Origin of the sequence: Pseudomonas trivialis, assembly GCF_001439805.1 — a bacterium.
GTDB lineage: Bacteria > Pseudomonadota > Gammaproteobacteria > Pseudomonadales > Pseudomonadaceae > Aquipseudomonas > Aquipseudomonas trivialis.
On sequence record NZ_JYLK01000001.1, the window covers coordinates 74,585 to 99,299 of the forward strand.

The 24,715-nt window shown below is 62.9% G+C and carries 25 protein-coding genes; 13 read left to right on the forward strand and 12 right to left on the reverse strand.

Annotation, left to right across the window (positions count from 1 at the left end; genetic code table 11):
• Nucleotides 1–73: 73 nt before the first annotated feature.
• The 5 genes from dgoD to TU79_RS00375 all read right to left on the reverse strand — a co-directional run bounded on the left by dgoD (nucleotide 74) and on the right by TU79_RS00375 (nucleotide 4,273).
• Nucleotides 74–1,222 carry a galactonate dehydratase gene (gene dgoD, locus TU79_RS00355; RefSeq protein ID WP_003233648.1) on the reverse strand — a complete coding sequence of 383 codons (1,149 nt, stop codon included), beginning with the start codon at nucleotides 1,220–1,222 and terminating at the stop codon, nucleotides 74–76.
• Nucleotides 1,223–1,270: 48 nt separating this feature from the next.
• Nucleotides 1,271–1,891 (reverse strand): 2-dehydro-3-deoxy-6-phosphogalactonate aldolase, encoded by a 621-nt coding sequence (locus tag TU79_RS00360; protein ID WP_057006214.1) that lies wholly within the window; start codon nucleotides 1,889–1,891, stop codon nucleotides 1,271–1,273.
• Nucleotide 1,892: 1 nt separating this feature from the next.
• On the reverse strand, nucleotides 1,893–2,858 hold the full coding sequence (locus tag TU79_RS00365) for a 2-dehydro-3-deoxygalactonokinase (RefSeq protein WP_057006215.1): 966 nt from the start codon (nucleotides 2,856–2,858) through the stop codon (nucleotides 1,893–1,895).
• Between the two features lie 103 nt (nucleotides 2,859–2,961).
• Complete coding sequence (locus TU79_RS00370; RefSeq protein ID WP_057006216.1) at nucleotides 2,962–3,291, reverse strand: DOPA 4,5-dioxygenase family protein; 330 nt, start codon at nucleotides 3,289–3,291, stop codon at nucleotides 2,962–2,964.
• A 31-nt stretch (nucleotides 3,292–3,322) separates the two neighbouring features.
• Nucleotides 3,323–4,273 carry a choline sulfate utilization transcriptional regulator gene (locus tag TU79_RS00375; RefSeq protein ID WP_057006217.1) on the reverse strand — a complete coding sequence of 317 codons (951 nt, stop codon included), beginning with the start codon at nucleotides 4,271–4,273 and terminating at the stop codon, nucleotides 3,323–3,325.
• Nucleotides 4,274–4,376: 103 nt separating this feature from the next.
• Between TU79_RS00375 and betC the strand changes: the two genes are divergently transcribed.
• From betC to TU79_RS00390, 3 genes are all read left to right on the forward strand, one after another.
• The gene (gene betC / locus TU79_RS00380) at nucleotides 4,377–5,891 is read left to right on the forward strand and encodes a choline-sulfatase (protein ID WP_057006218.1); all 1,515 of its coding nucleotides are present in this window, start codon (nucleotides 4,377–4,379) and stop codon (nucleotides 5,889–5,891) included.
• 18 nt (nucleotides 5,892–5,909) lie between these two features.
• The gene (gene choX, locus TU79_RS00385) at nucleotides 5,910–6,824 is read left to right on the forward strand and encodes a choline ABC transporter substrate-binding protein (RefSeq protein WP_057006219.1); all 915 of its coding nucleotides are present in this window, start codon (nucleotides 5,910–5,912) and stop codon (nucleotides 6,822–6,824) included.
• Between the two features lie 80 nt (nucleotides 6,825–6,904).
• Complete coding sequence (locus TU79_RS00390) at nucleotides 6,905–8,473, forward strand: SulP family inorganic anion transporter (RefSeq protein WP_057006220.1); 1,569 nt, start codon at nucleotides 6,905–6,907, stop codon at nucleotides 8,471–8,473.
• Nucleotides 8,474–8,497: 24 nt separating this feature from the next.
• Here the strand turns inward: TU79_RS00390 and aroE are convergent, their stop codons facing one another.
• The gene (gene aroE / locus TU79_RS00395; RefSeq protein ID WP_057006221.1) at nucleotides 8,498–9,316 is read right to left on the reverse strand and encodes a shikimate dehydrogenase; all 819 of its coding nucleotides are present in this window, start codon (nucleotides 9,314–9,316) and stop codon (nucleotides 8,498–8,500) included.
• The gene (gene hemF, locus TU79_RS00400) at nucleotides 9,316–10,248 is read right to left on the reverse strand and encodes an oxygen-dependent coproporphyrinogen oxidase (RefSeq protein ID WP_057006222.1); all 933 of its coding nucleotides are present in this window, start codon (nucleotides 10,246–10,248) and stop codon (nucleotides 9,316–9,318) included. Before hemF ends, aroE begins: the two co-directional genes overlap by 1 nt.
• A 161-nt stretch (nucleotides 10,249–10,409) precedes the next feature.
• Between hemF and TU79_RS00405 the strand changes: the two genes are divergently transcribed.
• Nucleotides 10,410–11,387, forward strand: coding sequence for an NADPH:quinone reductase (locus TU79_RS00405; RefSeq protein WP_057006223.1), 978 nt, complete (start codon nucleotides 10,410–10,412; stop codon nucleotides 11,385–11,387).
• Between the two features lie 42 nt (nucleotides 11,388–11,429).
• Here the strand turns inward: TU79_RS00405 and tsaC are convergent, their stop codons facing one another.
• From tsaC to TU79_RS00420, 3 genes are read right to left on the reverse strand one after another with little or no spacing between them, the layout of a single operon-like run.
• Nucleotides 11,430–11,987 carry an L-threonylcarbamoyladenylate synthase type 1 TsaC gene (tsaC, locus tag TU79_RS00410; protein WP_057006224.1) on the reverse strand — a complete coding sequence of 186 codons (558 nt, stop codon included), beginning with the start codon at nucleotides 11,985–11,987 and terminating at the stop codon, nucleotides 11,430–11,432.
• A gap of 59 nt (nucleotides 11,988–12,046) precedes the next feature.
• Nucleotides 12,047–13,150: a DNA-processing protein DprA gene (gene dprA, locus TU79_RS00415; protein WP_057006225.1), complete on the reverse strand. Its 1,104-nt coding sequence runs from the start codon at nucleotides 13,148–13,150 to the stop codon at nucleotides 12,047–12,049.
• Nucleotides 13,151–13,209: 59 nt separating this feature from the next.
• Nucleotides 13,210–13,989, reverse strand: coding sequence for a hypothetical protein (locus tag TU79_RS00420; RefSeq protein WP_057006226.1), 780 nt, complete (start codon nucleotides 13,987–13,989; stop codon nucleotides 13,210–13,212).
• A gap of 135 nt (nucleotides 13,990–14,124) precedes the next feature.
• On the opposite strand from TU79_RS00420, the gene def reads away from it, so the two are divergent.
• The 5 genes from def to TU79_RS00445 all read left to right on the forward strand — a co-directional run bounded on the left by def (nucleotide 14,125) and on the right by TU79_RS00445 (nucleotide 18,686).
• A complete protein-coding gene (def, locus tag TU79_RS00425) occupies nucleotides 14,125–14,631 on the forward strand; it encodes a peptide deformylase (protein ID WP_003233625.1) in 507 nt (168 codons plus the stop codon).
• Between the two features lie 68 nt (nucleotides 14,632–14,699).
• Nucleotides 14,700–15,653 carry a methionyl-tRNA formyltransferase gene (gene fmt, locus TU79_RS00430; protein WP_057006227.1) on the forward strand — a complete coding sequence of 318 codons (954 nt, stop codon included), beginning with the start codon at nucleotides 14,700–14,702 and terminating at the stop codon, nucleotides 15,651–15,653.
• Nucleotides 15,650–16,960 carry a 16S rRNA (cytosine(967)-C(5))-methyltransferase RsmB gene (gene rsmB / locus TU79_RS00435; protein ID WP_057006228.1) on the forward strand — a complete coding sequence of 437 codons (1,311 nt, stop codon included), beginning with the start codon at nucleotides 15,650–15,652 and terminating at the stop codon, nucleotides 16,958–16,960. The genes fmt and rsmB overlap by 4 nt, the downstream gene beginning before the upstream one ends.
• Before the next feature lie 22 nt (nucleotides 16,961–16,982).
• A complete protein-coding gene (gene trkA / locus TU79_RS00440) occupies nucleotides 16,983–18,356 on the forward strand; it encodes a Trk system potassium transporter TrkA (protein WP_057006229.1) in 1,374 nt (457 codons plus the stop codon).
• Between the two features lie 18 nt (nucleotides 18,357–18,374).
• Nucleotides 18,375–18,686 carry a hypothetical protein gene (locus TU79_RS00445; protein ID WP_057006230.1) on the forward strand — a complete coding sequence of 104 codons (312 nt, stop codon included), beginning with the start codon at nucleotides 18,375–18,377 and terminating at the stop codon, nucleotides 18,684–18,686.
• Between the two features lie 61 nt (nucleotides 18,687–18,747).
• On the opposite strand, the gene TU79_RS00450 is transcribed toward TU79_RS00445, so the two are convergent.
• Nucleotides 18,748–19,635, reverse strand: coding sequence for a lysophospholipid acyltransferase (locus TU79_RS00450; RefSeq protein WP_057006231.1), 888 nt, complete (start codon nucleotides 19,633–19,635; stop codon nucleotides 18,748–18,750).
• Nucleotides 19,636–19,675: 40 nt separating this feature from the next.
• Nucleotides 19,676–20,233, reverse strand: coding sequence for a DNA-3-methyladenine glycosylase I (locus TU79_RS00455; RefSeq protein WP_057006232.1), 558 nt, complete (start codon nucleotides 20,231–20,233; stop codon nucleotides 19,676–19,678).
• Between the two features lie 81 nt (nucleotides 20,234–20,314).
• On the opposite strand from TU79_RS00455, the gene glyQ reads away from it, so the two are divergent.
• From glyQ to TU79_RS00475, 4 genes are all read left to right on the forward strand, one after another.
• On the forward strand, nucleotides 20,315–21,268 hold the full coding sequence (glyQ, locus tag TU79_RS00460) for a glycine--tRNA ligase subunit alpha (RefSeq protein WP_003187265.1): 954 nt from the start codon (nucleotides 20,315–20,317) through the stop codon (nucleotides 21,266–21,268).
• The gene (glyS, locus tag TU79_RS00465) at nucleotides 21,265–23,319 is read left to right on the forward strand and encodes a glycine--tRNA ligase subunit beta (RefSeq protein WP_057006233.1); all 2,055 of its coding nucleotides are present in this window, start codon (nucleotides 21,265–21,267) and stop codon (nucleotides 23,317–23,319) included. The genes glyQ and glyS overlap by 4 nt, the downstream gene beginning before the upstream one ends.
• Nucleotides 23,319–23,858: a D-glycero-beta-D-manno-heptose 1,7-bisphosphate 7-phosphatase gene (gene gmhB / locus TU79_RS00470; protein ID WP_173670281.1), complete on the forward strand. Its 540-nt coding sequence runs from the start codon at nucleotides 23,319–23,321 to the stop codon at nucleotides 23,856–23,858. Before glyS ends, gmhB begins: the two co-directional genes overlap by 1 nt.
• Before the next feature lie 85 nt (nucleotides 23,859–23,943).
• Nucleotides 23,944–24,714 carry a lysophospholipid acyltransferase family protein gene (locus TU79_RS00475; RefSeq protein ID WP_057006234.1) on the forward strand — a complete coding sequence of 257 codons (771 nt, stop codon included), beginning with the start codon at nucleotides 23,944–23,946 and terminating at the stop codon, nucleotides 24,712–24,714.
• Nucleotide 24,715: the final 1 nt, after the last annotated feature.

Here is a 24,715-nt window from a genome sequence, read left to right on the forward strand (position 1 = left end):
TTATTGAGGACTGGGTGGGAGGGAGCAAGCCCCCTCCCACCTGTTTAACCGCATTCTTTCAGTCAGAGCGTGCTCACCACTCGGCAAAACTGCCGTCGGCATGGCGCCAGATCGGGTTGCGCCAGCGGTGGCCGATGGCCGCGCGTTCGATCACGTATTCCTCGTTGATCTCGATGCCCAGGCCCGGACCGTTGGGGATCTTCACGAAGCCCTGGTCATAGTCGAACACGCCCGGGTCGCGAACGTAGTCGAGCAGGTCGTTGCTCTCGTTGTAGTGAATGCCCAGGCTTTGTTCCTGGATAAACGCGTTGTAGCAGACCGCGTCCAGTTGCAGGCAGGCCGCCAGGGCAATCGGGCCCAGCGGACAATGCAGAGCCAGCGCCACGTCGTAGGCTTCGGCCATGTTGGCGATCTTGCGCGTCTCGGTGATGCCGCCCGCGTGGGAGGCATCCGGCTGAATGATGTCGACGTAGCCTTCGCTGAGCACGCGCTTGAAGTCCCAGCGCGAGAACAGGCGCTCGCCCAGGGCAATCGGGGTGCTGGTCAGCGGCGCCAGCTCCTTGAGGGCTTCGTAGTTTTCGCTGAGCACCGGTTCTTCGATGAACATCAGCTTGTACGGGTCCAGCTCCTTCATCAGCACCTTGGCCATGGGCTTGTGCACGCGGCCATGGAAGTCGACGCCGATGCCCACGTTGGGGCCGACCGCATCACGCACGGCCGCCACGTTGGCCAGGGCCAGGTCGACCTTGTCGAAGCTGTCGACGAACTGCAGTTCTTCGGTGCCGTTCATTTTCACGGCGGTAAAGCCACGGGCCACGGCCTCTTTGGCGGCACGCGCGGTGTCGGCCGGGCGGTCACCGCCGATCCACGAATACACGCGAATCTTGTCGCGTACCTGGCCGCCGAGCAGGTCGCTCACGGACACGCCGAGGGCTTTGCCCTTGATGTCCCACAACGCCTGGTCGATACCGGCCAGGGCGCTCATGTGCACGGCACCGCCACGGTAGAAGCCGCCGCGATAGAGCACGGTCCAGATGTCTTCGATATTGCGGGGGTCTTTGCCGATCAGGTAGTCGGAGAGTTCTTCAACGGCAGCGGCCACGGTGTGGGCGCGGCCTTCAACCACGGGCTCGCCCCAGCCGGTCACGCCCTGGTCGGTCTCGACCTTGAGGAAGCACCAGCGCGGCGGGACGATAAAGGTCGTCAGTTTGGTGATTTTCATCTGTTATCTCTCTTATCGATGCGGCGCCTGCGGGCGCGGAACTTGCTATCAGCTCAGGGCTTTCCAGGCGGCGACATACGCCTGGGCGCGGCTCGCGACCTGATCCACTGTCATACCCGGTTTGAACAACCCGGAACCCAATCCGAAACCCTTGGCGCCGGCGTCGCTGAACACCTGCATGTTGTCCGGGGAAATACCGCCCACCGGTAGCAGCAAGGTGCCGGCCGGCAGAACCGCGAGCCATGCCTTGATCACTGCGGGGCCCATTTGCTCGGCCGGGAACAGCTTCAGCACATCGGCGCCTTCGGCCAATGCCGCGAACGCTTCGGTGGGCGTCGCCACACCCGGCGACAGGTACAGGCCGGCCGCTTTTGCCGCACGCAATACCTTGGCATCGCTGTGGGGCATGACGATCACCTGGCCGCCGGCCGCCTTGACCTGCTCGACCTGCTCCGGCGTCAACACCGTGCCGGCACCGATCAGGCAATCGGCGGGCAGGCTGTCGCGCAGGGTGCGAATGCTGGTGTACGGGTCCGGCGAATTGAGCGGCACTTCGATCACGCGAAAACCGGCGTCGTACAGCGCCTGGCCGATGGCTTGCGCTTCGTCCGGACGTACGCCGCGCAGGATCGCGATCAAACCGTTTTGTGCCAGTGCTTGCTTGAGCATGTCAGGCCTCCGTTGCTGGTTGAGTAAGCCCGGCCTCCACGGCCAATTGCCACAGGCCGCGCTCGGTGGCTTCCTGCGCCAGGCTGACGTGGGCGAAGCCGCAGAGGGCGAGGGCGCGTTGATAGCGGGTGCAAAGGGCCACGGCGCCGACCAGGATGATCGGCTGGTGTTTTGCGCTGCCTGGCAGGCCGGCGAGTTCATGGCCGATCATCAGGCCGGAAAGATAATCCGCTTGTTGCTCGGCCGAGAGTTCGGCGGTGAGGCCCAGGGTACGCGCGCTGAACAGGGTGGACAGCAAGCCGCGCTCGCCATCGGCCGACAGCGCCACGTGTACGCCTCGGTCAAAGGCTTGGGCCTGAAACTGCTCACAGGGCTTTTGGGTACGCCCCAGAATGCTGTGTTTGCTCAATATCGCGAACAGCTCACCGGTCATGAAGGTGTCGAAATGGGTAATGCGACCCTCGACCACCTTGACCCATTTGCAATGGCTGCCGGGCAGGCCGATCAATACGTCAGCGCCCGCCGGCAGGCTTTGCAGCACGCCCAGCACCTGGGTTTCTTCCCCGCGCATCACATTGGGCAAGCCGTCCGGCTCGATCACACCAGGCACGATGTGCACCTCCACACCGCGCAGGCTGCGCACCCGGTGCAAGGCCTGGCCCAGGCTGGAGACGTCGACGGGTGTAGCGCGATAGGCCGCTTCGCTCCAGCCCTGAGCGCTGCCGACCATGCCGCAGGCGATCACCGGCAGATGGGGCGCAACGTCGAGCCAGTCGCCACAGGCCGCGTCAAAGGCCAGCTCGAAGCCATCGGTGCAGCGCACACCGGCAATATCGCGGGCCTCGGTGGGCAAATGCATGATGCCCGACGCCAGCGCGCGCTGTTCCAGCACTACGCCTGCGGGGCCGAGTTTGTAAGCACGAAGGGAGCTGGTCCCCCAATCGAGCGCGATCAATTGCGCCTGCATCGCTTCACCTGAGTGTTCTGAGCGGATGGGCGAATATAAACCCAAGGCGGCGAGAATCTCAATATATAAATATCTGTCCCATATATAGGGAATGGCCGGCTATTTATTCAAATGCGCTCAGGTTCAGCTCACGCATCGCCCCCATCCAGATCGCGTAGTCGGTGTGGTCCTTGAGGTCGTTACCGGTATCAGGATGCAGGAACACCACCAGGCCATTGCGATGGATCACCAGCCAGGGCAACACCACGCCGATGTATTCGACGTCGAACGCCAGCTGACAGCTCCAGTCCGGGTGCGGGCCCACCGGCCTTTGGTGCATGCGCCCCATGCGTAACGGGAACAGCGCGGCGGCGTCTTCGCACAATGTGCGGGCCTGATCGAGAGTGTCGGCGTCGAAGTAGATATGGGCGTGATAGCCCTTGATGCGTTGCATGGCGGCCTCCGCGGCGGATGTGCGCCAAATGCTAGACGGCAATCGAGGGCAGGGCCAGTCCGGTCAGCGATTGCGCGCTGCTGGCCTGCTCCGCCAGCAACCAGTCGACAAATCGCTCGACCAGTTGCCCGCGTCGTTTACGCTGGGGCTGCACCACGTAGTAGCCGAAACGCGAGATCACCGTGTCGCTGATCGGCCGGCACAGCCAGTTCTGCTCGAGCAGGTTATCCACCAGATGCCGCCAGCCGATGGCCACGCCCTGGCCGGCAATCGCCGCCTGGATCAGCAAGGTGTAGTTGTCGAAACGCAACTGGCCGGGCGTGGGCGCTGCGGTAATCCCCAGCTCGCGGAACACGCCAGCCCAATTGAACCATTGGCTGTTGGTCTCCTGACGCAGGTGCAGCAGCGGGTACTCGGGCAAGGTCTGCACGCTCAGTGGCCGGGCCTGATCCTTGAGCCACTGGGGGCTGCACACCGGGAATACTTCCTCGTTGAACAGCCACAGGCTGTCGCCCTGCTTGAAGCGGCCGTCGCCAAACAGCACCGCCACGTCGATGTCGCTGCGCAGGCTGGCGTGGTTGCGTTCGCTGGTCACCAGGCTTACGTCCACCTGCGGGTAGGCCTCATGAAAACGGTGCAGGCGCGGCATCAGCCAGTAGGCGGCGAAGGCAAAGTCGGTGGCCACCTGCAGCACTTCGTGCTGGTCCTGCTGGGTGATCGCGCTGAGGCCCTGATTGATGCCCTGCAAGCCGCCCTGCACATGCTCGAACAGCAGCGCGCCGGCGTCGGTCAGTTCAATGCCGCGATAGATGCGATCAAACAGGCGGATGGCCAGTTGTTCTTCAAGACGCTTGATCTGCTGGCTGATCGCCGGTTGGGTGGCGCCCAGCTCCATCGCCGCCGCCGTAAAACTGCGGTGGCGCGCGGCGGCTTCGAAGGCGCGCAGCAAATCGAGGGACAGGTCGCCGAGGGCTTCATACATAAGCTGTGCTTATCCTAGACATTGCTTTTCATGGGCTTTACCCCGATTTTCATGGGCTGCATGCTCACTGGCATAAACACCGCCTATGGAATGCCGATAGATCATGAAGCGCAAGAACATTCTTTTCATCATGGTCGATCAAATGGCCGCGCCGATGCTGCCGTTCTACGGGCCTTCCCCAATCAAGCTGCCCAACCTGAGCCGTCTTGCCGCCCAGGGCGTAGTGTTCGACGCCGCCTATTGCAACAGCCCGCTGTGCGCACCGTCGCGCTTCACGCTGGTCAGCGGCCAGTTGCCGAGCAAGATCGGCGCCTACGACAACGCGGCGGACTTTCCCGCCGATGTGCCGACCTACGCCCACTACCTGCGCCGCCTGGGCTACCGCACCGCGCTGTCGGGCAAGATGCACTTTTGCGGCCCCGACCAGTTGCACGGTTTTGAAGAGCGCCTGACCAGCGATATCTACCCCGCCGACTACGGCTGGGCGGTGAACTGGGACGAACCGGATGTGCGCCCCAGCTGGTTTCACAACATGTCATCGGTGCTGCAGGCCGGCCCCTGCGTACGCACCAACCAGCTGGATTTCGACGAGGAGGTGGTGTTCAAGGCCCAGCAGTACCTGTTCGACCACATCCGCGAAGACGGTGACCGGCCGTTCTGCCTCACCGTGTCGATGACCCACCCTCACGACCCGTACACCATTCCCAAGCCGTTCTGGGACCTCTACGACGACAGCGATATCCCGCTGCCCGAAACGCCCGAACAAAGCGATCTCGATCCGCATTCCCAGCGTTTGCTCAAGGTGTATGACCTGTGGGACAAGCCGCTGCCGGTCGACAAGATCCGCGACGCGCGACGCGCCTATTTCGGCGCCTGCAGCTACATTGACAGCAACGTCGGCAAGCTCCTGCAAACCCTGGAAGACACCGGCCTGGCCGGTGACACCATCATCATTTTCTCCGGCGATCACGGCGACATGCTCGGCGAGCGCGGCCTCTGGTACAAAATGCACTGGTTTGAAATGGCCGCCCGCGTGCCGTTGCTGGTGAGTGCGCCAGGGCAGTTCGCCGCCGGCCGCGTCACGTCGGCCGTGTCCACCGCCGACCTGCTGCCGACCCTGGTGGAACTGGCGGGCGGCGCACTCGACCCGCGCCTGCCGCTGGACGGCCGCTCGCTGGTGTCGCACTTGCAAGGGCAGGGCGGGCACGACGAAGTGTTTGGCGAATACATGGCCGAAGGCACCATCAGCCCCCTGATGATGATTCGCCGGGGCGCCTGGAAATTCATCTACAGCGAAGACGATCCGTGCCTGCTGTTCGATGTGCACAACGACCCGCGCGAGCGGGAAGACCTCAGCCAGTCACCGGAACACCGGCCGCTGTTCGAGGCGTTTTTGACAGAGGCGCGGGCCAAATGGGACATCCCGGCGATCCACCAGCAGGTGCTCGCCAGCCAACGCCGTCGTCGCCTGGTGTTCGAGGCACTGACCCAGGGCAAGCTCAAGAGCTGGGACCACCAGCCGCTGGTGGACGCCAGCCAGCAATACATGCGCAACCACATCGACCTCGACGACCTGGAGCGCAAGGCACGTTATCCACAACCCTGCCAGAACCAATAAACAGACAGAGGGAAGGTCATGCAAAAGTTGACGGTGATACTGAGCATTCTGGCGCTGGCCAGCGCCAATGCGTACGCGGACACAAGTTGCGAAACGGTAAAAATGGCTGACCCGGGCTGGAGCGACATTGCCGCAACCAACGCCATTACCGGTTTTTTGCTGACGGGCATGGGCTACAAACCCAAGGTCGACACCCTGGCGGTGCCGATTACCTTTGGCGGGCTCAAGGACGGCAAAGTGGATGTGTTCCTCGGCAACTGGATGCCGGCGCAGCAAGGCTTTTACGACAAGTTCGTGGCCAATGGCGATGTGGTGCAACTGGCGAAGAACCTCGACGGCACCGAGTTCACCCTGGCCGTGCCGGATTATGTCTGGGATGCGGGGGTGCATGATTTTGCCGACCTGAACACATTCGCCGACAAATTCGACAAGAAGATTTACGGCATCGGCTCCGGCGCGCCGGCCAATATCTCGCTGCAGGAGATCATCAAGAAGAACGACTTCAACCTGGGCCAGTGGAAGCTGATCGAGTCGAGTGAACAGGCGATGCTCGCCGAAGTGTCGCGGGCGGTGAAAAAGCAGCGCTTCGTCACCTTCCTTGGCTGGACGCCGCACCCGATGAACGTGCAGTTGAAGATGCGTTACCTCAAGGGCGGCGAGCAGTACTTCGGCGATACCGGCAGCGTGTACACCCTGACCCGCAAGGGTTATGCGCAAGCCTGCCCGAACGTGGGGAAACTGCTGACCAACCTGAGTTTTACCCAGGACATGGAGAACAGCATCATGGCGCAGGTGGCCAACGACAAGGTCAGCAACGCCGAGGCCGCGAAGACGTGGATCAAGGCCAACCCGGCGGTGCTGGACAAGTGGCTTGATGGGGTGAAGACCGTGGATGGCAAGGACGCATTGGCGGCAGTCAAAGCCCAGCTCTAAAGCCCCACCGCTGCCCCTTTGTGGGAATGGGCCTGTGGGTGCTGATAATCTTGAGTCGAACCTTTCAAGCCGAGTTACAGATGCCCCGGCCCACTCGCTACACACTCTTTCCCTTCCTCGCCTGGCTGGCGAAGCAAACGCGCGCGAGCGTCGGACGGGACGCCCTGGTCGGTCTCAGCGGCGCCGTACTTGCTTTGCCACAGTCGATTGCCTACGCACTGATCGCCGGCCTGCCACCCGAATACGGCCTGTACGCAGCAATCATCCCGGTGCTGATCGCCTGCCTGTGGGGTTCGTCCTGGCACCTGATCTGCGGGCCCACGGCGGCGATTTCCATCGTGCTCTACGCCAGCGTCAGCCCATTGGCCGTACCCGGCTCGCGTGACTACATCGGCCTGATCCTGCTGCTGACGTTCCTGGCTGGCGTGTTCCAGTGGCTGCTCGGCCTGCTGCGCTTCGGTGCGCTGGTGAATTTCGTCTCGCACTCCGTGGTGCTCGGTTTCACCCTCGGCGCCGCCGTGGTCATCGCATTGGGGCAACTGCCCAACCTGCTGGGGCTTGAGTTGCCGAGCCAGACCACCGCCCTCAACAGCCTGCTGGCGCTGATCGAACATCGCGGCGAGTGGGACCACGCCTCGCTCATCCTGGGCCTCGGCACCTTGCTGCTGGGCGCGTTGCTCAAGTACCGGGTGCCGCGCTGGCCGACGCTGTTGATCGCGCTGACCCTGAGCAGCCTGGCCGCGTGGCTGTGGCCGGCGATGTTCGGGCACGTAGCGCGGGTAAGCGGGTTTATCGGCAAGCTGCCACCGTTCAGCCCGCTGCCGATGGACCTGGACGTGATTCTGCGCCTGCTGCCCGGCGCCGTGGCGGTGGGCATGCTGGGGCTGGTGACCAGCCTGTCGATTGCGCGCGCCTTGTCGGCGCGCTCGCAGCAATTGCTCGATGCCAACCAGGAAGTTCGTGCGCAGGGTTTATCCAATATGGTCGGCGGATTTTTCTCCGGCTATTTGTCGGCCGGTTCCTTCACGCGCTCGGGCCTCAACCTTGAGGCGGGCGCCTGCTCACCACTGGCCGGGGTATTTTCGGCGCTGTGGGTGGCGTTGTTCGCGTTGTTTGGCGCGGCGTTGATCGCCCGGATCCCGATCCCGAGCATGGCGGCGAGCATTCTGCTGATTTGCTGGGGCCTGGTGGACCGTCGCGCCATTGGCGCGTTGTTCCGGGTCAGTCGCGCGGAATTCGTGGTGATGAGCCTGACACTGCTGGCGACTTTGCTGCTGGAGTTGCAGACGGCCATTTACGCGGGGGTGCTGGCCTCGCTGTTTTTTTACCTCAAGCGCACGTCACAACCCAGCGTCCAGCACTGGCGCGACGGTGAAGATGATGTGCTGCGGGTGGGCGGCTCGATCTTCTTTGGCGCCAGCCATTACCTGCAAGTGCGCCTGCAACGACTCGCGGGGAAGCGGGTGGTGATCGAGGCGCAACAGATCAATTTCATCGACTATTCGGGGGTGGAGATGCTGCACCAGGAAGCACGGCGGTTGCAGGGGTTGGGACGCAGCCTGACCTTGCGCCGGGCTCGGCCCCAGGTGGTAGAGGAGCTGAGAAAGCTGGAAGGCGCCGAGCGTTGCCCCCTCCATTTCGAAGACTGAGCCCCTCCCATAACTGGAGGGGTGTCAGGCCAACTGTCGGCGCAGTTCAGCCAGCACCGGCGCCGAATCCGGGCGCACACCGCGCCACAGGAAGAATGCTTCGGCCGCTTGCTCAACCAGCATGCCCAGGCCATCCATCGCGATCGCCGCATCGTGTTCGCTGGCCCAGCGACAGAACGCAGTAGGCTGCTGGGCATACATCATGTCGTAGCAGAACGTCCTGCCCGGGTCGATCAGGCTGCCCGCAATCGGCGGTACATCGCCTGACAGGCTGGCCGAGGTGGCGTTGATGATCACGTCCACCGGCTCACGCAGCCAATCGAAACCGCTGGCCGACACCGGGCCCAGGTCGTCGAACAGCTCGGCGAGGGATTCGGCTTTTTCCACGGTGCGGTTGGCGATGATCAACGAGGCGGGTCGCTCGGCCAGCAACGGCTCCAGCGCACCACGCACCGCGCCACCGGCACCCAGCAACAGGATGCGCTTGCCTTGCAGCGCCAGCCCGGCGTTGACCGTGAGGTCGCGCACCAGGCCGGCGCCATCGGTGTTGTCGCCCAGCAAGGTGCCATCGCCCAGTTGGCTCAGGGTGTTGACCGCACCGGCGCGCCGCGCTCGTTCGGTCAGGCTGTTGGCCAGGCGAAACGCCTCTTCCTTGAACGGCACGGTGACATTGGCGCCCCGCCCCTGCAGGAAAAACTCACGGGCACAGCCGGCAAAATCTTCCAGCGGCGCAAGCAGGGTGCTGTAGTCCAACTGCTCGCCGGTCTGCTCGGCGAACATCCGGTGAATCAACGGCGACTTGCTGTGGCCGATGGGGTTGCCGAACACCACATAACGGTCCATCACAGTGCTGCCTTGGGCGGCGCAATGCCCAGCCAGTCGCGGTCCTGCAGGAAGTAGTCGGTGAGGCGCGCTTCTTCGCTGCCGGCCTCGGCTTTCCAGTCATAGCTCCAGCGCACTTGCGGCGGCAACGACATCAGGATCGACTCGGTGCGCCCACCCGATTGCAGGCCGAACAGGGTGCCACGGTCGTAGACCAGGTTGAACTCGACATAACGGCCCCGGCGGAATTCCTGGAATTGGCGCTGCTGCTCCGTGTACGCCATGGCTTTGCGGCGCTGCAGGATCGGCAGGTAGGCGTCGATGTAGGCATTGCCGATGGCCTGCATGAACGCAAAGCAGGTGTCGAAATCCCACTCGTTCAAGTCATCGAAGAACAGCCCGCCGATGCCGCGCGGCTCGTTGCGGTGCTTGATGTGGAAGTAGGTGTCGCACCAGGCCTTGTAACGCGGGTACACGTCCGCGCCGAACCGCGCGCAGGCTTCTTCGGCCACGCGGTGCCAGTGGATGCAGTCTTCCTCAACGCCGTAGTAGGGCGTGAGGTCGAAGCCGCCACCGAACCACCACACCGGCTCTTCGCCTTCTTTTTCCGCGATGAAAAAGCGCACGTTGGCGTGGGACGTCGGCACATGCGGGTTGTGCGGGTGGATCACCAGCGACACCCCCAGCGCCTCGAAGCCACGACCGGCAAGCTCCGGACGGTGTGCACTGGCGGAGGGCGGCAAACCGCTGCCGAATACGTGGGAAAAGTTGACGCCGCCTTTTTCGATCACCGTACCGTTCTCGATCACACGGGTGCGCCCGCCGCCGCCGGCAGGCCGGGTCCAGGCGTCTTCGATAAAGCGAGTGTCCGTCTCGAAAGCTTCCAGAGCGCTGCAGATGCGGTCTTGCAGATCGAGCAGGTAGGCTTTGACAGCCTCGGTGCGGGTAGTCATGAGGTCACCTTGAATCGGGCAAAGCAGCGCGAAGCCATGGGGCGTCGGCGGCAAATGGGCGCACAGGATAACACTGCACCTGCCGCCGCCGCAGTTGACGAAGGTCACGCTTAGGAGTCCGATAGGAGGCTACGCGAATTCGAACCTGAGGAGATGTGCAGATGGCCAAACGTATCCAGTTCAGCGCCCATGGCGGCCCCGACGTGCTCGAGTACGTGGACTACACGCCCGCAGAGCCCGGCCCACAACAGGTACGGGTGCGCAATGAGGCCATCGGCCTGAACTTCATCGACACCTATTTCCGCAGCGGCCTCTACGCACCGCCGGCCTTGCCATCGGGCCTGGGTGCAGAAGGCGCGGGCGTGGTCGACGCGGTGGGCAGCGAAGTCAGCCAATTCAAGGTGGGCGACCGCGTGGCCTACGGCAGCGGGCCGCTCGGCGCCTACAGCGAACTGCATGTGCTGCCGGCCGCCAACCTGGTGCACCTGCCGGACGACATCAGCTTCGAACAGGCGGCCGGCGCGATGCTCAAGGGCCTCACCGTGCAATACCTGTTGCGCCAGACCTATGAGGTGAAGGCGGGCGACACCATTCTGTTCCACGCAGCCGCCGGTGGCGTGGGCTCCCTGGCCTGTCAGTGGGCCAAGGCTCTGGGCGCGAAGCTGATCGGCACCGTGAGCTCGCCGGAAAAGGCCGCGCTGGCCAAATCCCTCGGCGCCTGGGCAACCATCGATTACAGCAAGGAAAACGTCGCACAGCGTGTGCTGGAGCTGACCGACGGCAAAAAGGTGCCGGTGGTGTACGACGGCGTGGGCAAGGATACCTGGCTGACATCCTTGGACAGCGTGGCGCCACGGGGTCTGGTGGTGAGCTTCGGCAATGCGTCGGGTGCCGTGGACGGGGTGAACCTGGGGATTCTGTCGGCGAAGGGCTCGCTGTATGTCACCCGGCCGACGCTGGCGACTTACGCCGGCAACGCGAAGGACTTGCAGGTGATGGCCGATGACCTGTTTTCGATGATCAAGAGCGGCAAGGTGCGCATTGATATCAACCAGCGCTATTCGCTGGCGGAGGCGGCGAAGGCGCAGACAGCGCTGTCGGGGCGGCGCACTACAGGGTCGACTATTTTGTTGCCTTGAGGGCCTCATCGCGGGCTTGCCCGCGATAGGCGCGACGCGGTCTCAGGAAGGCCGCACCACCTCGCCCGTCACCAGGTTGCGAATCAGGCTCGGGTTCTTGCGCCCACCCAACGCGCCCCCCAACACCCGATCCACCTGCCCGCGGAAATACTGCTCCACGCGAATCCGCGAGCGGGCGGCCGGGCGGCCCTGGGGGTTGGCCGAGGTGGAGATCAACGGGCCCACCAGCGAGCACAGGTCCCGCACCAGCGGGTGATCGGTGACCCGCAGCGCGACGGTGTCATGAACACCGGTCACCCATTCGGGCAACAAATCCTGATGAGGCACCAGCCAGGTGTTCGGCCCTGGCCAGGTGCTGGCCATGCGGTCGATCCAATCCTGCGGGAAGTCTTCGAACAGAAAGTCGAACTGGCGAATCGTGTCCGCCACCAGAATCAGGCCTTTGTCCACCGAGCGGTTCTTGATCGCCAGCAGGCGGTCCACCGCTTCTTCGTTCCACGGGTCACAGCCCAGGCCCCAGACGGCTTCGGTTGGATAGGCAATCACTGCGCCTGCGCGAATTTCCCGTGCGGTTTCCAGCACACGCCACCTGTTGACCATTTGCTCACTCTCCAGACAAAAGCTCTGCGCAGTTTACCGATCTTCCTTACAAAACCCAGCTACAAAGCCTGGCAGCGCGCAAGCCAACGCCCACTTTCGCAGGTCACCTGACCTTCGAGCTCCAGTTCCGTGAGGGTGGCGAGTACCTGGGACAACGGCCGTCCGCTGGCAATCGCCAAGGCCTCGCTGGTGTGCGGCGCGGCGTGCAGCAGCGCCACCAGCGGATGGGTGACCGGCAGTGGCGCGGGGCGTGACAAGGCCTGCCAGCCGCGTAGTCCTTCGAGGATATGCTCAATGGTTTCCACCAGCACCGCGCCATCGCGGATCAATTGATGACAGCCCTTGGCCCCGGGATGATGGATGGACCCCGGAATCGCATACACCTCGCGCCCTTGCTCGGCCGCCAGTTTCGCCGTGATCAGCGAACCGCTGGCCATGCTCGCTTCCACCACCAGCACCCCCAGGGACAGACCGCTGATGATGCGATTGCGCCGCGGGAAGTTGCCGGCCTGGGGCCCGGCGTCCAGCGGGAACTCGGAAACCACGGCGCTGCCCTGGTCGATCATCGCGGCGGCGAGCCGTCGGTGGCGCTGTGGATAAAGATTTTCCAGGCCGGTGCCGAGCACGCCGATTGTCTGGCCTCCCACGTCCAGTGCGGCCTGATGCGCAGCGCCATCAATGCCCAGGGCCAGGCCGCTGGTGATGACAAAACCGGCGCTTGCCAGGCTGCGGGAAAACGCGGCAGCAGTGTCCATGCCGGGACGCGAAGCACGACGGCTGCCGACCATCGCCAGTTGTGGTTTTTCCAGGATCAGCGGGTCGCCGGCGACGAATAACAGCGGTGGCGCGTTATCGATCTCGGCCAGCAAGGCGGGGTACTCGGGTTGGTCCCACATCAGTAAATGCTGGCCCGCACGTTCAAGCCAGGCCAATGCCACAGCGGCGCCCTCACGGATTTCGGGACTGCGCCGAGCGTCGGCGCTGCTGGCCGGCAACCCGAGTGAACGCCAGGCACTGGCCGGTGCACTGATGGCACTGGAGGCCGAGCCGAACGCTTCGATCAGCAGGTGAAAACGCTTCGGCCCCAGTTCCGGCAGCCGATGCAGACGCAGCCTTGCTTCCAGTTCTGACGGGGATATTTCATGGCGATTTATTGCGAGCATAGGATCATCCTTGACCTGAACAACATGTGGATAACTCTGTTGGTAACTTATTTAGCAACCTACTCATTGTGTTTGGCAGCAGTCTCAAAACGGTCCTGTACCGCCAGCGGTTGAGAGGCCTTGAGCACCAAGCCATAGCTGAGTTTTTCGTAAGTGCGAAACACCAGCAGGGTGCCGGCGCGTGCATCAGGAAGCTTCACTAACGCGCCGGTAAGAACGTCGCGCACGCTGGCACCGGTTTTGATCACGCTGAGCACCTGGCCTTCGACCAGGCCGTCCCGGCGCCCCTTGTTCAGGGTCACGGCGTCGAGTACGCCGATCTGCGTCACACCCTTGGGAATATCGATGATCGTGCCTTCGATGAAAGGCCCAGGCTGCGCAGCGTCCAGGCGTTCCAGCGCAATCGCCGACGGTGCGCGGAGCAGGCGGTCGCCGGGACGTATCTCCTGAGTGATCCGCTGAACGGCAAGCGTGCTGAGGTCGCCAGCGGTTATAAAACGCGCAGTGCCGATGTCGTCGGCGTTGACGCCCAACAACTCCTGGGTTCGAGGATCGGTGTAGGCCTTGCCGCGTCGGAATATTCCGTAAATGGGCTGGGAAGGGTCCAGATTGCCCCTGGCATGCACGCGTTCATCGTTGGCGCCCAACACACGGCCGGCGCCCGCCGCGATGATGTAGGGTGCGTTGTCCAGGTCCTGGGGTGAGTCAAAAATGCGGTTGTGCAACAAAAAACGCTGGATGGCCTGTTGCGTGGTGTGATCCAGGCGTGGGCCTGGTGGGGGAATCAGGGCCGTGGCAAATGGGGCCCAGAGCAGCAAGACGAGTAGCGATTTCCTCATGGGGTGAATCTCCTTTATTATGTGCGTTCGCGTGAAACGTCAGCGCCTTCGCGGCTTTCGAACGTTTCACACCGGCTGCCTGGGTCCATCCCACCGCCGATTTGCCTCTACCTCACATGTGCAGCAATTACGCTTATGGCTATTTTGAACATCCTCGAATTTCCCGACTCGCGCCTGCGCACGATCGCCAAGCCGGTGGCCGTAGTGGACGACAAGGTTCGTCAGTTGGTCGATGACATGTTTGAAACAATGTATGAAGCGCCGGGCATCGGTCTCGCCGCGACCCAGGTCAATGTTCACCTGCGCGTGGTGGTCATGGACCTGTCCGAAGACCGCAGCGAACCGAAGGTGTACATCAACCCCGAGTTCGAGCCGCTGACCGACGAGATGGGCGAGTACCAGGAAGGCTGCCTGTCGGTGCCGGAGTTCTACGAGAGCGTCGAGCGCCCGCTGCGCGTGAAGATCAAGGCCCTGGACCGCGATGGCAAGCCCTTCGAGCTGATTGCCGAAGGCCTGCTGGCGGTGTGCATCCAGCACGAATGCGACCACCTCAACGGCAAGCTGTTTGTCGATTATCTGTCCACGCTCAAGCGTGACCGGATCAAGAAGAAGCTGGAAAAAAAGCATCGCCAGCAAGCTTGATGCCTCCTTCCAAAGGCTTGCTGCGGCAAGCCTTTTTCTTTTGTGACTGTTTTTAACCGAGACCTCCCATGACCGAGCCACTGCGCATTGTTTTTGCCGGTACACCCGAATTTGCCGCCGAACACTTGAAGGCGCTGCTTGCCAGCCCTCACGCGATTGTCGCGGTGTACACCCAGCCGGATCGCCCGGCCGGTCGCGGGCAAAAACTGATGCCGAGCCCGGTCAAGCAACTGGCGCTTGAGCACAATATTCCCGTGCTGCAGCCGCCGACGTTGCGCAACGCCGAGGCCCAGGCCGAACTGGCCGCGCTCAAGCCCGACCTGCTGGTGGTCGTGGCCTACGGCCTGATCCTGCCGCAGGCAGTGCTGGATATCCCACGCCTGGGCTGCATCAACAGCCACGCGTCGCTGCTGCCACGCTGGCGCGGTGCGGCGCCGATCCAGCGCGCCGTAGAAGCCGGTGACAGCGAAAGCGGCATCACCGTGATGCGCATGGAGGCAGGCCTGGACACCGGCCCGATGCTGCTCAAAGTCACTACCCCCATCACCGGCGAAGACACCGGTGGCAGCCTGCACGACCGCCTGGCCGAACTGGGCCCGCCCGCCGTGATCCAGGCCATCGCCGGCCTCGCAGACGGCAGCCTGCAAGGCGACGTGCAGGACGACAGCCTGGCTACCTACGCCCACAAGCTGAACAAAGACGAAGCGCGCATCGACTGGAGCCGCCCGGCCGTGGAACTGGAGCGCTTGGTGCGTGCATTCAACCCGTGGCCGATCTGCCACAGCACGTTAAACGGCGAAGCCTTGAAAGTGCTGGCCGCTACCCTGGCCGAAGGCGAGGGCGCGCCGGGTGAAATCATCGGCGCCAGCAAGGACGGTCTGGTGGTCGCGTGCGGTGAACAGGCGCTGTGCCTGAACCGTCTGCAATTGCCGGGGGGCAAGGCGCTGAACTTCAGTGACTTGTTCAACAGCCGCCGTGAGAAATTTTCCCTGGGCACCCTCCTTGGGGCGGTCGCGCGATGAACCCTCGTCTGGCTGCCGCCAAGGCCTTGGCCGCCGTCCTCAACGGCAAGGCGTCGCTGAACAGTTCTCTGCCGCCCCAGTTGGACAAGGTGGAAGACCGCGACCGCAGCTTCACCCAGGACCTGGCTTTTGGCACCGCCCGCTGGCAGCCGCGTTTGTCGGCGTTGGCGGCCAAGTTGCTGCAGAAGCCGTTCAAGGCTGCCGATGCTGATGTGGAGGCGCTGCTGTTGGTGGGCCTTTATCAACTGCTGTATACACGCGTACCGGCCCATGCCGCCATCGGCGAAACCGTCGGTTGCGCCGACAAGCTGAAAAAACCCTGGGCCAAGGCGCTGCTCAACGCCGTGCTGCGCCGCGCCCAGCGTGAAAGCGAAACGCTGCTGGCCGAGCTTGAGCACGACCCGGTGGTGCGCACCGCCCACCCGCGCTGGCTGCAAAAATCCCTGAAGGCGTTCTGGCCCGCGCACTGGGAAGCCATTTGCGCGGCCAACAATGCACACCCGCCGATGATCCTGCGGGTTAACCGTCGCCATCACAGCCGTGACGCCTATTTGCAGTTGCTGACCGCTGCCGGCATTGCAGCCGCCGCCTGTGTGTACAGCATCGATGGCATCGTGCTCGAAGCGGCTGCCGATGTACGCAGCCTGCCGGGCTTCGCCGAAGGCTGGATCAGCGTGCAGGACGAAGCCGCGCAACTGGCCGCCGACCTGCTCGACCTCGCCCCCGGCCAACGCGTGCTCGACGCCTGTTGCGCCCCCGGCGGCAAGACCTGTCACATCCTGGAAGTTGAAAAAGACCTGGCCGGTGTCGTCGCGGTGGACCTCGAAGCCAAGCGCCTGGTGCGCGTGCGGGAAAACCTCGCGCGTCTGGGCCTGAGCGCCGAGCTGATCGCCGCCGATGGCCGTGACACCGCCACCTGGTGGGACGGCAAGCCGTTCCAGCGCATCCTGCTCGACGCGCCATGCTCGGCGACTGGTGTGATCCGCCGTCACCCGGATATCAAGCTCACCCGACAAGCCGACGACATCGCTGCGCTGGCCGTGCTGCAAGGGCAATTGCTCGACGCGCTGTGGCCGACCCTGGAAGTGGGCGGCATTCTGCTCTACGCCACATGCTCCACGTTACCGACCGAAAACACCGAGGTCATCCAGGCCTTTCTTGCGCGCACCAGCGGCGCGCGCGAGCTGGACCTGGCCACCACGGCCGGCATCAAGCAGCCCCACGGACGTCAACTGCTCGCGCAGGAAGGCGGACACGATGGCTTCTACTACGCCAAACTGATCAAGATCGCCGCCGCGCGCGGCTGAACGGTTTTAAGGGAGTGACCGGATGAAAATCATCATCCTCGGGGCAGGGCAGGTGGGTGGCAGCCTGGCCGAACATCTGGCCAGCGAAGCCAACGACATCACCGTGGTCGACACCGATGCCGAGCGCCTGCGCAACCTCGGCGACCGCCTGGACATTCGCACGGTGCAAGGGCGTGCGTCGTTCCCGACGGTGCTGCGTCAGGCCGGTGCCGACGATGCCGACATGCTGGTGGCCGTGACCAACAGCGACGAAACCAACATGGTCGCCTGCCAGGTCGCCCACACCCTGTTCCACACGCCAACCAAGATCGCCCGCGTGCGCGAAGCGGCCTACCTGACCCGCGCCGGCCTGTTCGACAATGACGCGATTCCGGTAGACGTGCTGATCAGTCCAGAACAGGTGGTCACCCACTACATCAAGCGTCTGATCGAAATTCCCGGCGCCCTGCAGGTGATCGACTTCGCCGGCGGCAAGGCGCAGCTGGTAGCCGTGAAGGCCTACTACGGCGGGCCGCTGGTAGGCCATCAACTGCGCCAGTTACGCGAGCACATGCCCAATGTGGAAACCCGCGTGGCCGCGATCTTCCGCCGTGACCGACCGATCCTGCCCCAGGGCGACACGGTGATCGAGGCCGACGACGAGGTGTTTTTCATCGCGGCCAAGGCGAATATTCGTGCCGTGATGAGCGAAATGCGGCGGCTGGATGAGACCTACAAGCGCATCGTGATTGCCGGTGGTGGGCAGATCGGTGAGCGCCTGGCCGAGGCCATCGAGAGCCGCTACCAGGTCAAGATCATCGAGATGAGCCCCTCGCGTTGCCGGCATCTGTCCGACACCCTCGACAGCACCGTCGTGCTGCAAGGCAGCGCCTCGGACCGCGACCTGCTGATGGAGGAAAACATCGCCGACGCCGATATCTTCCTGGCACTGACCAACGATGACGAAGCCAACATCATGTCTTCGCTGCTGGCCAAGCGGCTGGGCGCCAAGAAGGTCATGACCATCATCAACAACCCGGCGTATGTCGACCTCATTCAGGGCGGCGATATCGACATCGCGATCAGCCCGCAACTGGCAACCATTGGCACCTTGCTGGCCCATGTGCGCCGTGGCGATATCGTCAGCGTGCACTCCCTGCGCCGTGGGGCGGCGGAGGCCATTGAGGCGATTGCCCACGGTGACTCGAAGTCCAGCAAGGTGATCGGCAAGGCCATCCGCGATATCGGCCTGCCGCCAGGCACCACCATTGGCGCGATCATTCGCGACGAGGAAGTGCTGATTGCCCACGACGACACGGTGATTGCCAGCGGCGACCACGTCATCCTTTTCCTTGTGGATAAAAAACATATCCGTGACGTGGAGAAGTTGTTCCACGTGGGCTTGAGTTTTTTCTGATCGAACGGAGTGACTGCGATGCTCGAATCCCTGGAAAAAATGCTGGCCAAGGGTGTGGATAATTCACTGCTGCGCTTTGGCTTGGGCAAGGGTTATCTGGACTTGAAGGACAACGCCAGAGCGGCGGAGCATTTGCGGAAGTGCGTTGAGTTTGATCCGAAGTATTCGGCGGCCTGGAAATTGTTGGGCAAGGCCCATGCAGGCTTGGGCGATAGCGCTGCAGCGCGGCTGGCGTGGGAAAAGGGCATCGAAGCGGCCCAGGCCCATGGCGACAAACAGGCCGAAAAAGAGATGACGGTGTTCCTGAAGAAACTCGACCGCCAGATTTAACCTGAACCCAATGTGGGCGGGAGCAAGCCCCCTCCCACACTGGTTTTGTACCTACCTTGTGTCAATACCAGCGCGCTTCACCCGGCGGGCGTTTCTTGAAGCGCTTCATGCTCCACATGTACTGGCTCGGGTAGGCGCCGACGTAGCGCTCCACCACTTTGCTCATCGCCGCGCAGGAGGTGGCGGTGTCGGTGCTGTACATGTCTTCGGGCGCCGCTTCCAGGATCACTTTATAGCCCGAGCCATCCGGCAGGCGCAGGGCGTGCAGGAAAACGCCCACCGCTTTGTGGCCTGCCAGCATGTTCGGCACGAACTTGCTGGTCAGCGCCTGGGTGGCGAAGAACGGCACGAAAATCCCGGCCGATTCCGCCGGCTCAGGGTCCGCAGGGATGCCCACCTGGCCGCCTTTGCGCACTTCCTTGATCACGCTGAGAATGCCTTCCTTGGTCGACGCAGCCACGCGGTTGCCCAGCTGTACGCGCTGTTTGCGCAGCAGTTCATCCACCGCCTTGAGCTTGGGCGGGCGATAGAAAATGATCGGTTTGCACTGGCTGCAATAGAAGTGATTGAGCACTTCCCAGTTGCCCAGGTGGCTGGTGATGCCGACCACGCCTTTGCCCGAAGCCAGCGCCTGGTGCAGCACCTCCAGGCCCTCGACTTCACGCACCAGGTCGATGGAGCGCCGCGCCGGCCAGATCCAGGCGCAGGCGCTTTCGGTGAGGGACTTGCCGATGTCCATGAGGCTGCGGCCCACCAGTTGCTCACGCTCGGCGGGGTCCATGGCCGGGAAGCACTTGGCGAGGTTGATCCGCACCGTGTCGCGCGAGCGGTTGGGGGTTTTCCACATGATCCAGCCGATGGCCGTGCCGACAGCCTGAACAGCGCGCCAGGGCAGCAGGGCAAACAATCGCAGAGCGCCTACCAGCAAGGCGCCTTTAAACTTTTCCACAGGTCACTCCTGATCGTGTGTGGTGCGCAAAGCCGGCATTCTAACCGGCGTTGGTCAGGTCCGCGTAACGGTCGCAGTCCACGGTGTGGTCCATGACCATGCCGCTGGCCTGCATGAAGGCGTAGCAGATGGTCGGGCCGACAAAGGTGAAACCCGCTTTCTTCAAGGCTTTGCTCATGGCTTCGGCCTCTGGCGTAATCGCCGGGACCTCACTGCGGTCCTTGAAATGATTGACCTTGGGCACGCCGCCGACAAACGACCACAGCCACTGCACTGGGTCTTCCAGCGCCAGCCAGGCGGCGGCATTGCGGCGGGTGGCGTTGAGCTTGAGACGGTTGCGCACAATGCCCGGGTCGAGCATCAGCGCGTCGATTTCAGCATCGCTCAACTGCGCCAGGCGCTGCGCGTCAAAGCCGAACAACACCTTTCGGTAGTGCTCGCGCTTGCGTAGAACCGTGATCCAGGACAGGCCCGCCTGGAACCCTTCGAGCAAAAGCAACTCGAACAAGCCCTGCGCATCGCGCAGCGGCGTTCCCCACTCCTGATCGTGATAAGCCATGTACAGCGGATCTTCAGAACACCAAAAGCAGCGTGGCATAAGGCTCCAGGGGATGGTGGCGCGACCGAATCGGGTATACTCCCGCTCTTTAAATCGCAGCCCAAGTAACAGGTGAATTTCGTGAGCCAGCCTACGCCAGCCGTGCGTACCTTCCAAGACTTGATCCTCGCCCTCCAGCAATACTGGGCCGAGCAAGGTTGTGTGGTACTTCAGCCCTACGATATGGAAGTAGGCGCCGGCACTTTCCACACCGCTACCTTCCTGCGGGCCATCGGCCCGGAAACCTGGAACGCCGCTTATGTGCAGCCCAGTCGTCGCCCGACTGACGGCCGCTACGGCGAAAACCCGAACCGTCTGCAGCACTACTACCAGTTCCAGGTGGTGCTGAAGCCCAACCCGGACAACTTCCAGGAACTGTACCTGGGCTCGCTCAAGCATGTGGGCCTGGACCCACTGGTGCACGACATCCGTTTCGTCGAGGACAACTGGGAGTCGCCGACGCTGGGCGCCTGGGGCCTGGGCTGGGAAGTGTGGCTCAACGGCATGGAAGTGACGCAGTTCACCTACTTCCAGCAGGCCGGCGGCATCGAGTGCTACCCGGTGACCGGCGAAATCACTTACGGCCTCGAGCGCTTGGCCATGTACCTGCAGGGCGTGGATTCGGTCTACGACCTGGTGTGGGCTGACGGCCCGTTCGGCAAGGTCACCTACGGCGACGTGTTCCACCAGAACGAAGTGGAGCAGTCCACCTACAACTTCGAACACGCCAACGTCGACAAACTGTTCGAACTGTTCGACTTCTATGAGAGCGAAGCCAAGCGCCTGATCGAGCTCGACCAGCCGCTGCCGTTGCCGAGCTATGAAATGGTGTTGAAGGCGTCCCACACCTTCAACCTGCTGGACGCCCGCCGCGCCATCTCGGTGACCGCGCGCCAGCAATACATCCTGCGTGTGCGCACCCTGGCGCGTTCCGTCGCCCAAGCCTACCTGCTGGCTCGCGCCAAGCTGGGCTTCCCGATGGCTACCCCGGACCTGCGTGATGAAGTGTTGGCTAAGCTGGAGGCTGCACAATGAGTGCTCAAGATTTTTTGGTTGAACTGGGCACCGAAGAGCTGCCACCCAAGGCACTCAACACCCTGGCCGATGCATTCCTGGCCGGTATCGAGAAAGGCCTGCAAAGCGCCGGCCTGAAGTTTGAAGCGAAGAAGGTCTACGCCGCGCCGCGCCGTCTGGCCGTGTTGCTGACCGCACTGGAAACCCAGCAGCCCGACCGTAGCATCAACCTCGACGGCCCACCGCGTCAGGCGGCTTTCGATGCTGAAGGCAATCCGACTCAAGCAGCCCTCGGGTTTGCCAAGAAGTGTGGCGTCGAGCTGAGCGAGATCGACCAGAGCGGCCCGAAACTGCGGTTCAGCCAGGTGATCACCGGCAAGCCGACCGCCAGCCTGTTGCCGACCATCGTTGAAGATTCCCTGAATGACCTGCCGATTCCCAAGCGCATGCGCTGGGGGGCGCGCAAGGAAGAGTTCGTGCGCCCAACCCAGTGGCTGGTGATGCTGCTCGGTGACCAGGTCATCGACTGCACTATCCTCGCCCAGAAGGCCGGCCGCGATTCCCGTGGTCACCGTTTCCATCATCCGCAAAGCGTACGCATCACCGCGCCGGCCAACTACGCCGCCGACCTGCGTGCCGCGTACGTGCTGGCCGATGCCAATGAGCGTCGCGAGCTGATCAGCAAGCGCACCGAAGAGCTGGCACGCCTGCAGGAAGGCACTGCTATCGTGCCGTCGAGCCTGCTTGACGAAGTGACCGCATTGGTGGAGTGGCCGGTGCCGCTGGTGTGCTCGTTCGAGGAACGTTTCCTCGATGTGCCGCAGGAAGCGCTGATCACCACCATGCAGGACAACCAGAAGTACTTTTGCCTGCTGGATGCGGACGGCAAATTGCTGCCGCGCTTTATCACCGTGGCCAACATCGAAAGCACGGACCCGCAGCAGATCATCGCCGGCAACGAGAAAGTCGTTCGTCCGCGCCTGACCGACGCCGAGTTCTTCTTCAAGCAAGACAAGAAGCAGAAGCTCGAAGATTTCAACCTGCGCCTGCAAAACGTGGTGTTCCAGGAAAAACTCGGCAGCGTCTACGACAAGGCCGTGCGCGTTTCCAAGCTGGCGGCCTACATTGCCCAGCGCATTGGTGGCGATGCAGCCAGGGCGACACGTGCCGGCCTGCTGTCCAAGTGCGATCTGGCCACCGAGATGGTCGGCGAGTTCCCGGAGATGCAAGGCGTGGCCGGTTACTACTATGCCCTCAACGACGGCGAGCCTGACGATGTGGCGCTGGCGCTGAACGAGCAGTACATGCCGCGCGGTGCGGGCGCTGAGCTGCCGACCACCCTCACCGGTGCAGCCGTGGCCATCGCCGACAAGCTGGACACCCTGGTGGGTATCTTCGGCATCGGCATGCTGCCCACCGGCAGCAAAGACCCGTATGCCCTGCGCCGTGCTGCCCTGGGCGTGCTGCGTATCCTGATCGACAAGAAGCTGGACCTCGACCTGACTCAGGCCGTGGTGTTTGCCGTCGGCCAGTTCGGCGCCAGGGTCAAGCAGGCTGGCCTGGCCGAGCAAGTGCTGGAGTTCGTGTTCGACCGCCTGCGTGCGCGTTACGAAGACGAAGGCGTGGACGTGTCCGTGTACCTGTCGGTGCGTGCCCTTCAACCAGGTTCGGCACTGGACTTCGATCAGCGTGTGCAAGCCGTACAGGCCTTCCGCAAGCTGCCCGAAGCCAATGCCCTGGCCGCCGTGAACAAGCGTGTGTCCAACCTGTTGGGCAAGGCCGACACCCTCGGCACCGCCGAAGTCGACCCGGGCCTGTTTGCCGATGCCAAGGAGTTCTCGCTGAACTCGGCCATCGCCAAGGCAGAAAACGCGGTGAAGCCGCTGATCGCTGAACGCAACTACGCCGAAGCGCTCGCGCGTCTGGCTACCCTGCGTGAGCCGGTGGATGCGTTCTTCGAAGCGGTGATGATCAATGCCGAAGATGCCGGCGTGCGGAAAAACCGCTACGCCATGCTGGCGCGTCTGCGTGGCCTGTTTATCAACATCGCTGACATTTCTGTACTGGGCTGATCATGTTGAAACTGCTGATTCTCGATCGGGACGGGGTGATCAATTACGACTCCGACGCGTACATCAAGTCGGTGGCGGAATGGATACCACTGCCCGGCTCGATTGAGGCCATCGCGCAGTTGAGCAAGGCCGGCTGGACGGTGGCAATCGCCACCAACCAGTCCGGCATCGCCCGCGGCTACTACGACATTGCCACCCTAGACGCCATGCACGCGCGCTTGCGCACGTTGGTGGCCGAGCAGGGCGGTGAGGTGGGGCTGGTGGTGTACTGCCCCCACGGGCCGGATGAGGGCTGCGATTGCCGCAAACCCAAGCCTGGCATGTTGAAAATCATTGCAGAACATTACAAGGTACCGTTGGCTGGGATATGGTTCGTCGGGGACAGCCTCGGTGACTTGGAGGCGGCCAAGGCCGTCGACTCTCAGCCAGTTTTGGTGAAGACTGGGAAAGGCGAAAAGACCCAGGCGAAAAACCTGCCGGTAGGCACCTTGATTTTTGACGATCTGGCGGCGGTTGCCGCAGAACTTATCAACAACTAGCAGCAGCCCTCGACTTCCTGGCCAAGGACTGTTCGGGAGTGCGCTTTAAACAGGCGGGCCGTGTCCCGCAACGGTAAATGCCGCCATGTCGATTTTGCAGGCCATCAGAACCTTTTTCTTTTACCTGCTGTTGGGCACCAGTTCCTTTCTCTGGTGCACCCTGAGCTTTTTTATCGCGCCTTTCCTGCCATTCAAGGCGCGCTACCGCTTCATCAACGTCTATTGGTGCCGCTGCGCGTTGTGGCTGTCCAAGGTGTTCCTGAACATCCGTTTCGAGGTCAAGGGCGCAGAGAATGTGCCGGATCAGCCTTGCGTGATTCTGTCGAACCACCAGAGCACCTGGGAGACGTTCTTCCTGTCGGCGTACTTCTCGCCGTTGAGTCAGGTGCTCAAGCGTGAGTTGCTCTACGTACCGTTCTTTGGGTGGGCGATGGCAATGCTGCGTCCGATCGCCATCGACCGCGACAACCCCAAGGCCGCGCTCAAGCATGTGGCCAAAAAAGGTGATGAGCTGCTCAAGGATGGTGTGTGGGTGCTGATCTTCCCCGAAGGCACGCGCGTGCCCTACGGCACCGTGGGCAAATTTTCGCGGGGTGGTACCGCGCTGGCGGTCAACGCCAGCCTGCCGGTGTTGCCGATTGCGCATAACGCCGGCAAGTTCTGGCCGAAGACCGGCTGGGCCAAACGCCCAGGCACCATCACCGTAGTGATCGGTGAACCGATGTATGCCGAAGGCGAGGGCCCGCGTGCCATTGCGGCGCTGAATGAGCGTGCGCAGGCGTGGAACCAGGCACAACAGAGGGCAATGGGTTCGTTGCCACCCGAGCCCATCGTGGTGGACACACCGGTGATATGAG

Bases quoted from the DNA above. Each gene is read 5' to 3' on its own strand.
- aroE (WP_057006221.1), bottom strand. From the start codon at position 9,316: ATGGACCGTTATGTGGTGTTCGGCAACCCCATCGGCCACAGCAAGTCG.
- TU79_RS00405 (WP_057006223.1), top strand. From the start codon at position 10,410: ATGGCCAAACGTATCCAGTTCAGCGCCCATGGCGGCCCCGACGTGCTC.
- rsmB (WP_057006228.1), top strand. From the start codon at position 15,650: ATGAACCCTCGTCTGGCTGCCGCCAAGGCCTTGGCCGCCGTCCTCAAC.
- def (WP_003233625.1), top strand. From the start codon at position 14,125: ATGGCTATTTTGAACATCCTCGAATTTCCCGACTCGCGCCTGCGCACG.
- glyS (WP_057006233.1), top strand. From the start codon at position 21,265: ATGAGTGCTCAAGATTTTTTGGTTGAACTGGGCACCGAAGAGCTGCCA.
- dgoD (WP_003233648.1), bottom strand. From the start codon at position 1,222: ATGAAAATCACCAAACTGACGACCTTTATCGTCCCGCCGCGCTGGTGC.
- dprA (WP_057006225.1), bottom strand. From the start codon at position 13,150: ATGCTCGCAATAAATCGCCATGAAATATCCCCGTCAGAACTGGAAGCA.
- TU79_RS00365 (WP_057006215.1), bottom strand. From the start codon at position 2,858: ATGCAGGCGCAATTGATCGCGCTCGATTGGGGGACCAGCTCCCTTCGT.
- fmt (WP_057006227.1), top strand. From the start codon at position 14,700: ATGACCGAGCCACTGCGCATTGTTTTTGCCGGTACACCCGAATTTGCC.
- trkA (WP_057006229.1), top strand. From the start codon at position 16,983: ATGAAAATCATCATCCTCGGGGCAGGGCAGGTGGGTGGCAGCCTGGCC.
- TU79_RS00420 (WP_057006226.1), bottom strand. From the start codon at position 13,989: ATGAGGAAATCGCTACTCGTCTTGCTGCTCTGGGCCCCATTTGCCACG.
- betC (WP_057006218.1), top strand. From the start codon at position 4,377: ATGAAGCGCAAGAACATTCTTTTCATCATGGTCGATCAAATGGCCGCG.
- choX (WP_057006219.1), top strand. From the start codon at position 5,910: ATGCAAAAGTTGACGGTGATACTGAGCATTCTGGCGCTGGCCAGCGCC.
- hemF (WP_057006222.1), bottom strand. From the start codon at position 10,248: ATGACTACCCGCACCGAGGCTGTCAAAGCCTACCTGCTCGATCTGCAA.
- TU79_RS00375 (WP_057006217.1), bottom strand. From the start codon at position 4,273: ATGTATGAAGCCCTCGGCGACCTGTCCCTCGATTTGCTGCGCGCCTTC.
- tsaC (WP_057006224.1), bottom strand. From the start codon at position 11,987: ATGGTCAACAGGTGGCGTGTGCTGGAAACCGCACGGGAAATTCGCGCA.
- TU79_RS00370 (WP_057006216.1), bottom strand. From the start codon at position 3,291: ATGCAACGCATCAAGGGCTATCACGCCCATATCTACTTCGACGCCGAC.
- TU79_RS00445 (WP_057006230.1), top strand. From the start codon at position 18,375: ATGCTCGAATCCCTGGAAAAAATGCTGGCCAAGGGTGTGGATAATTCA.
- TU79_RS00455 (WP_057006232.1), bottom strand. From the start codon at position 20,233: ATGCCACGCTGCTTTTGGTGTTCTGAAGATCCGCTGTACATGGCTTAT.
- TU79_RS00360 (WP_057006214.1), bottom strand. From the start codon at position 1,891: ATGCTCAAGCAAGCACTGGCACAAAACGGTTTGATCGCGATCCTGCGC.
- TU79_RS00390 (WP_057006220.1), top strand. From the start codon at position 6,905: ATGCCCCGGCCCACTCGCTACACACTCTTTCCCTTCCTCGCCTGGCTG.
- TU79_RS00475 (WP_057006234.1), top strand. From the start codon at position 23,944: ATGTCGATTTTGCAGGCCATCAGAACCTTTTTCTTTTACCTGCTGTTG.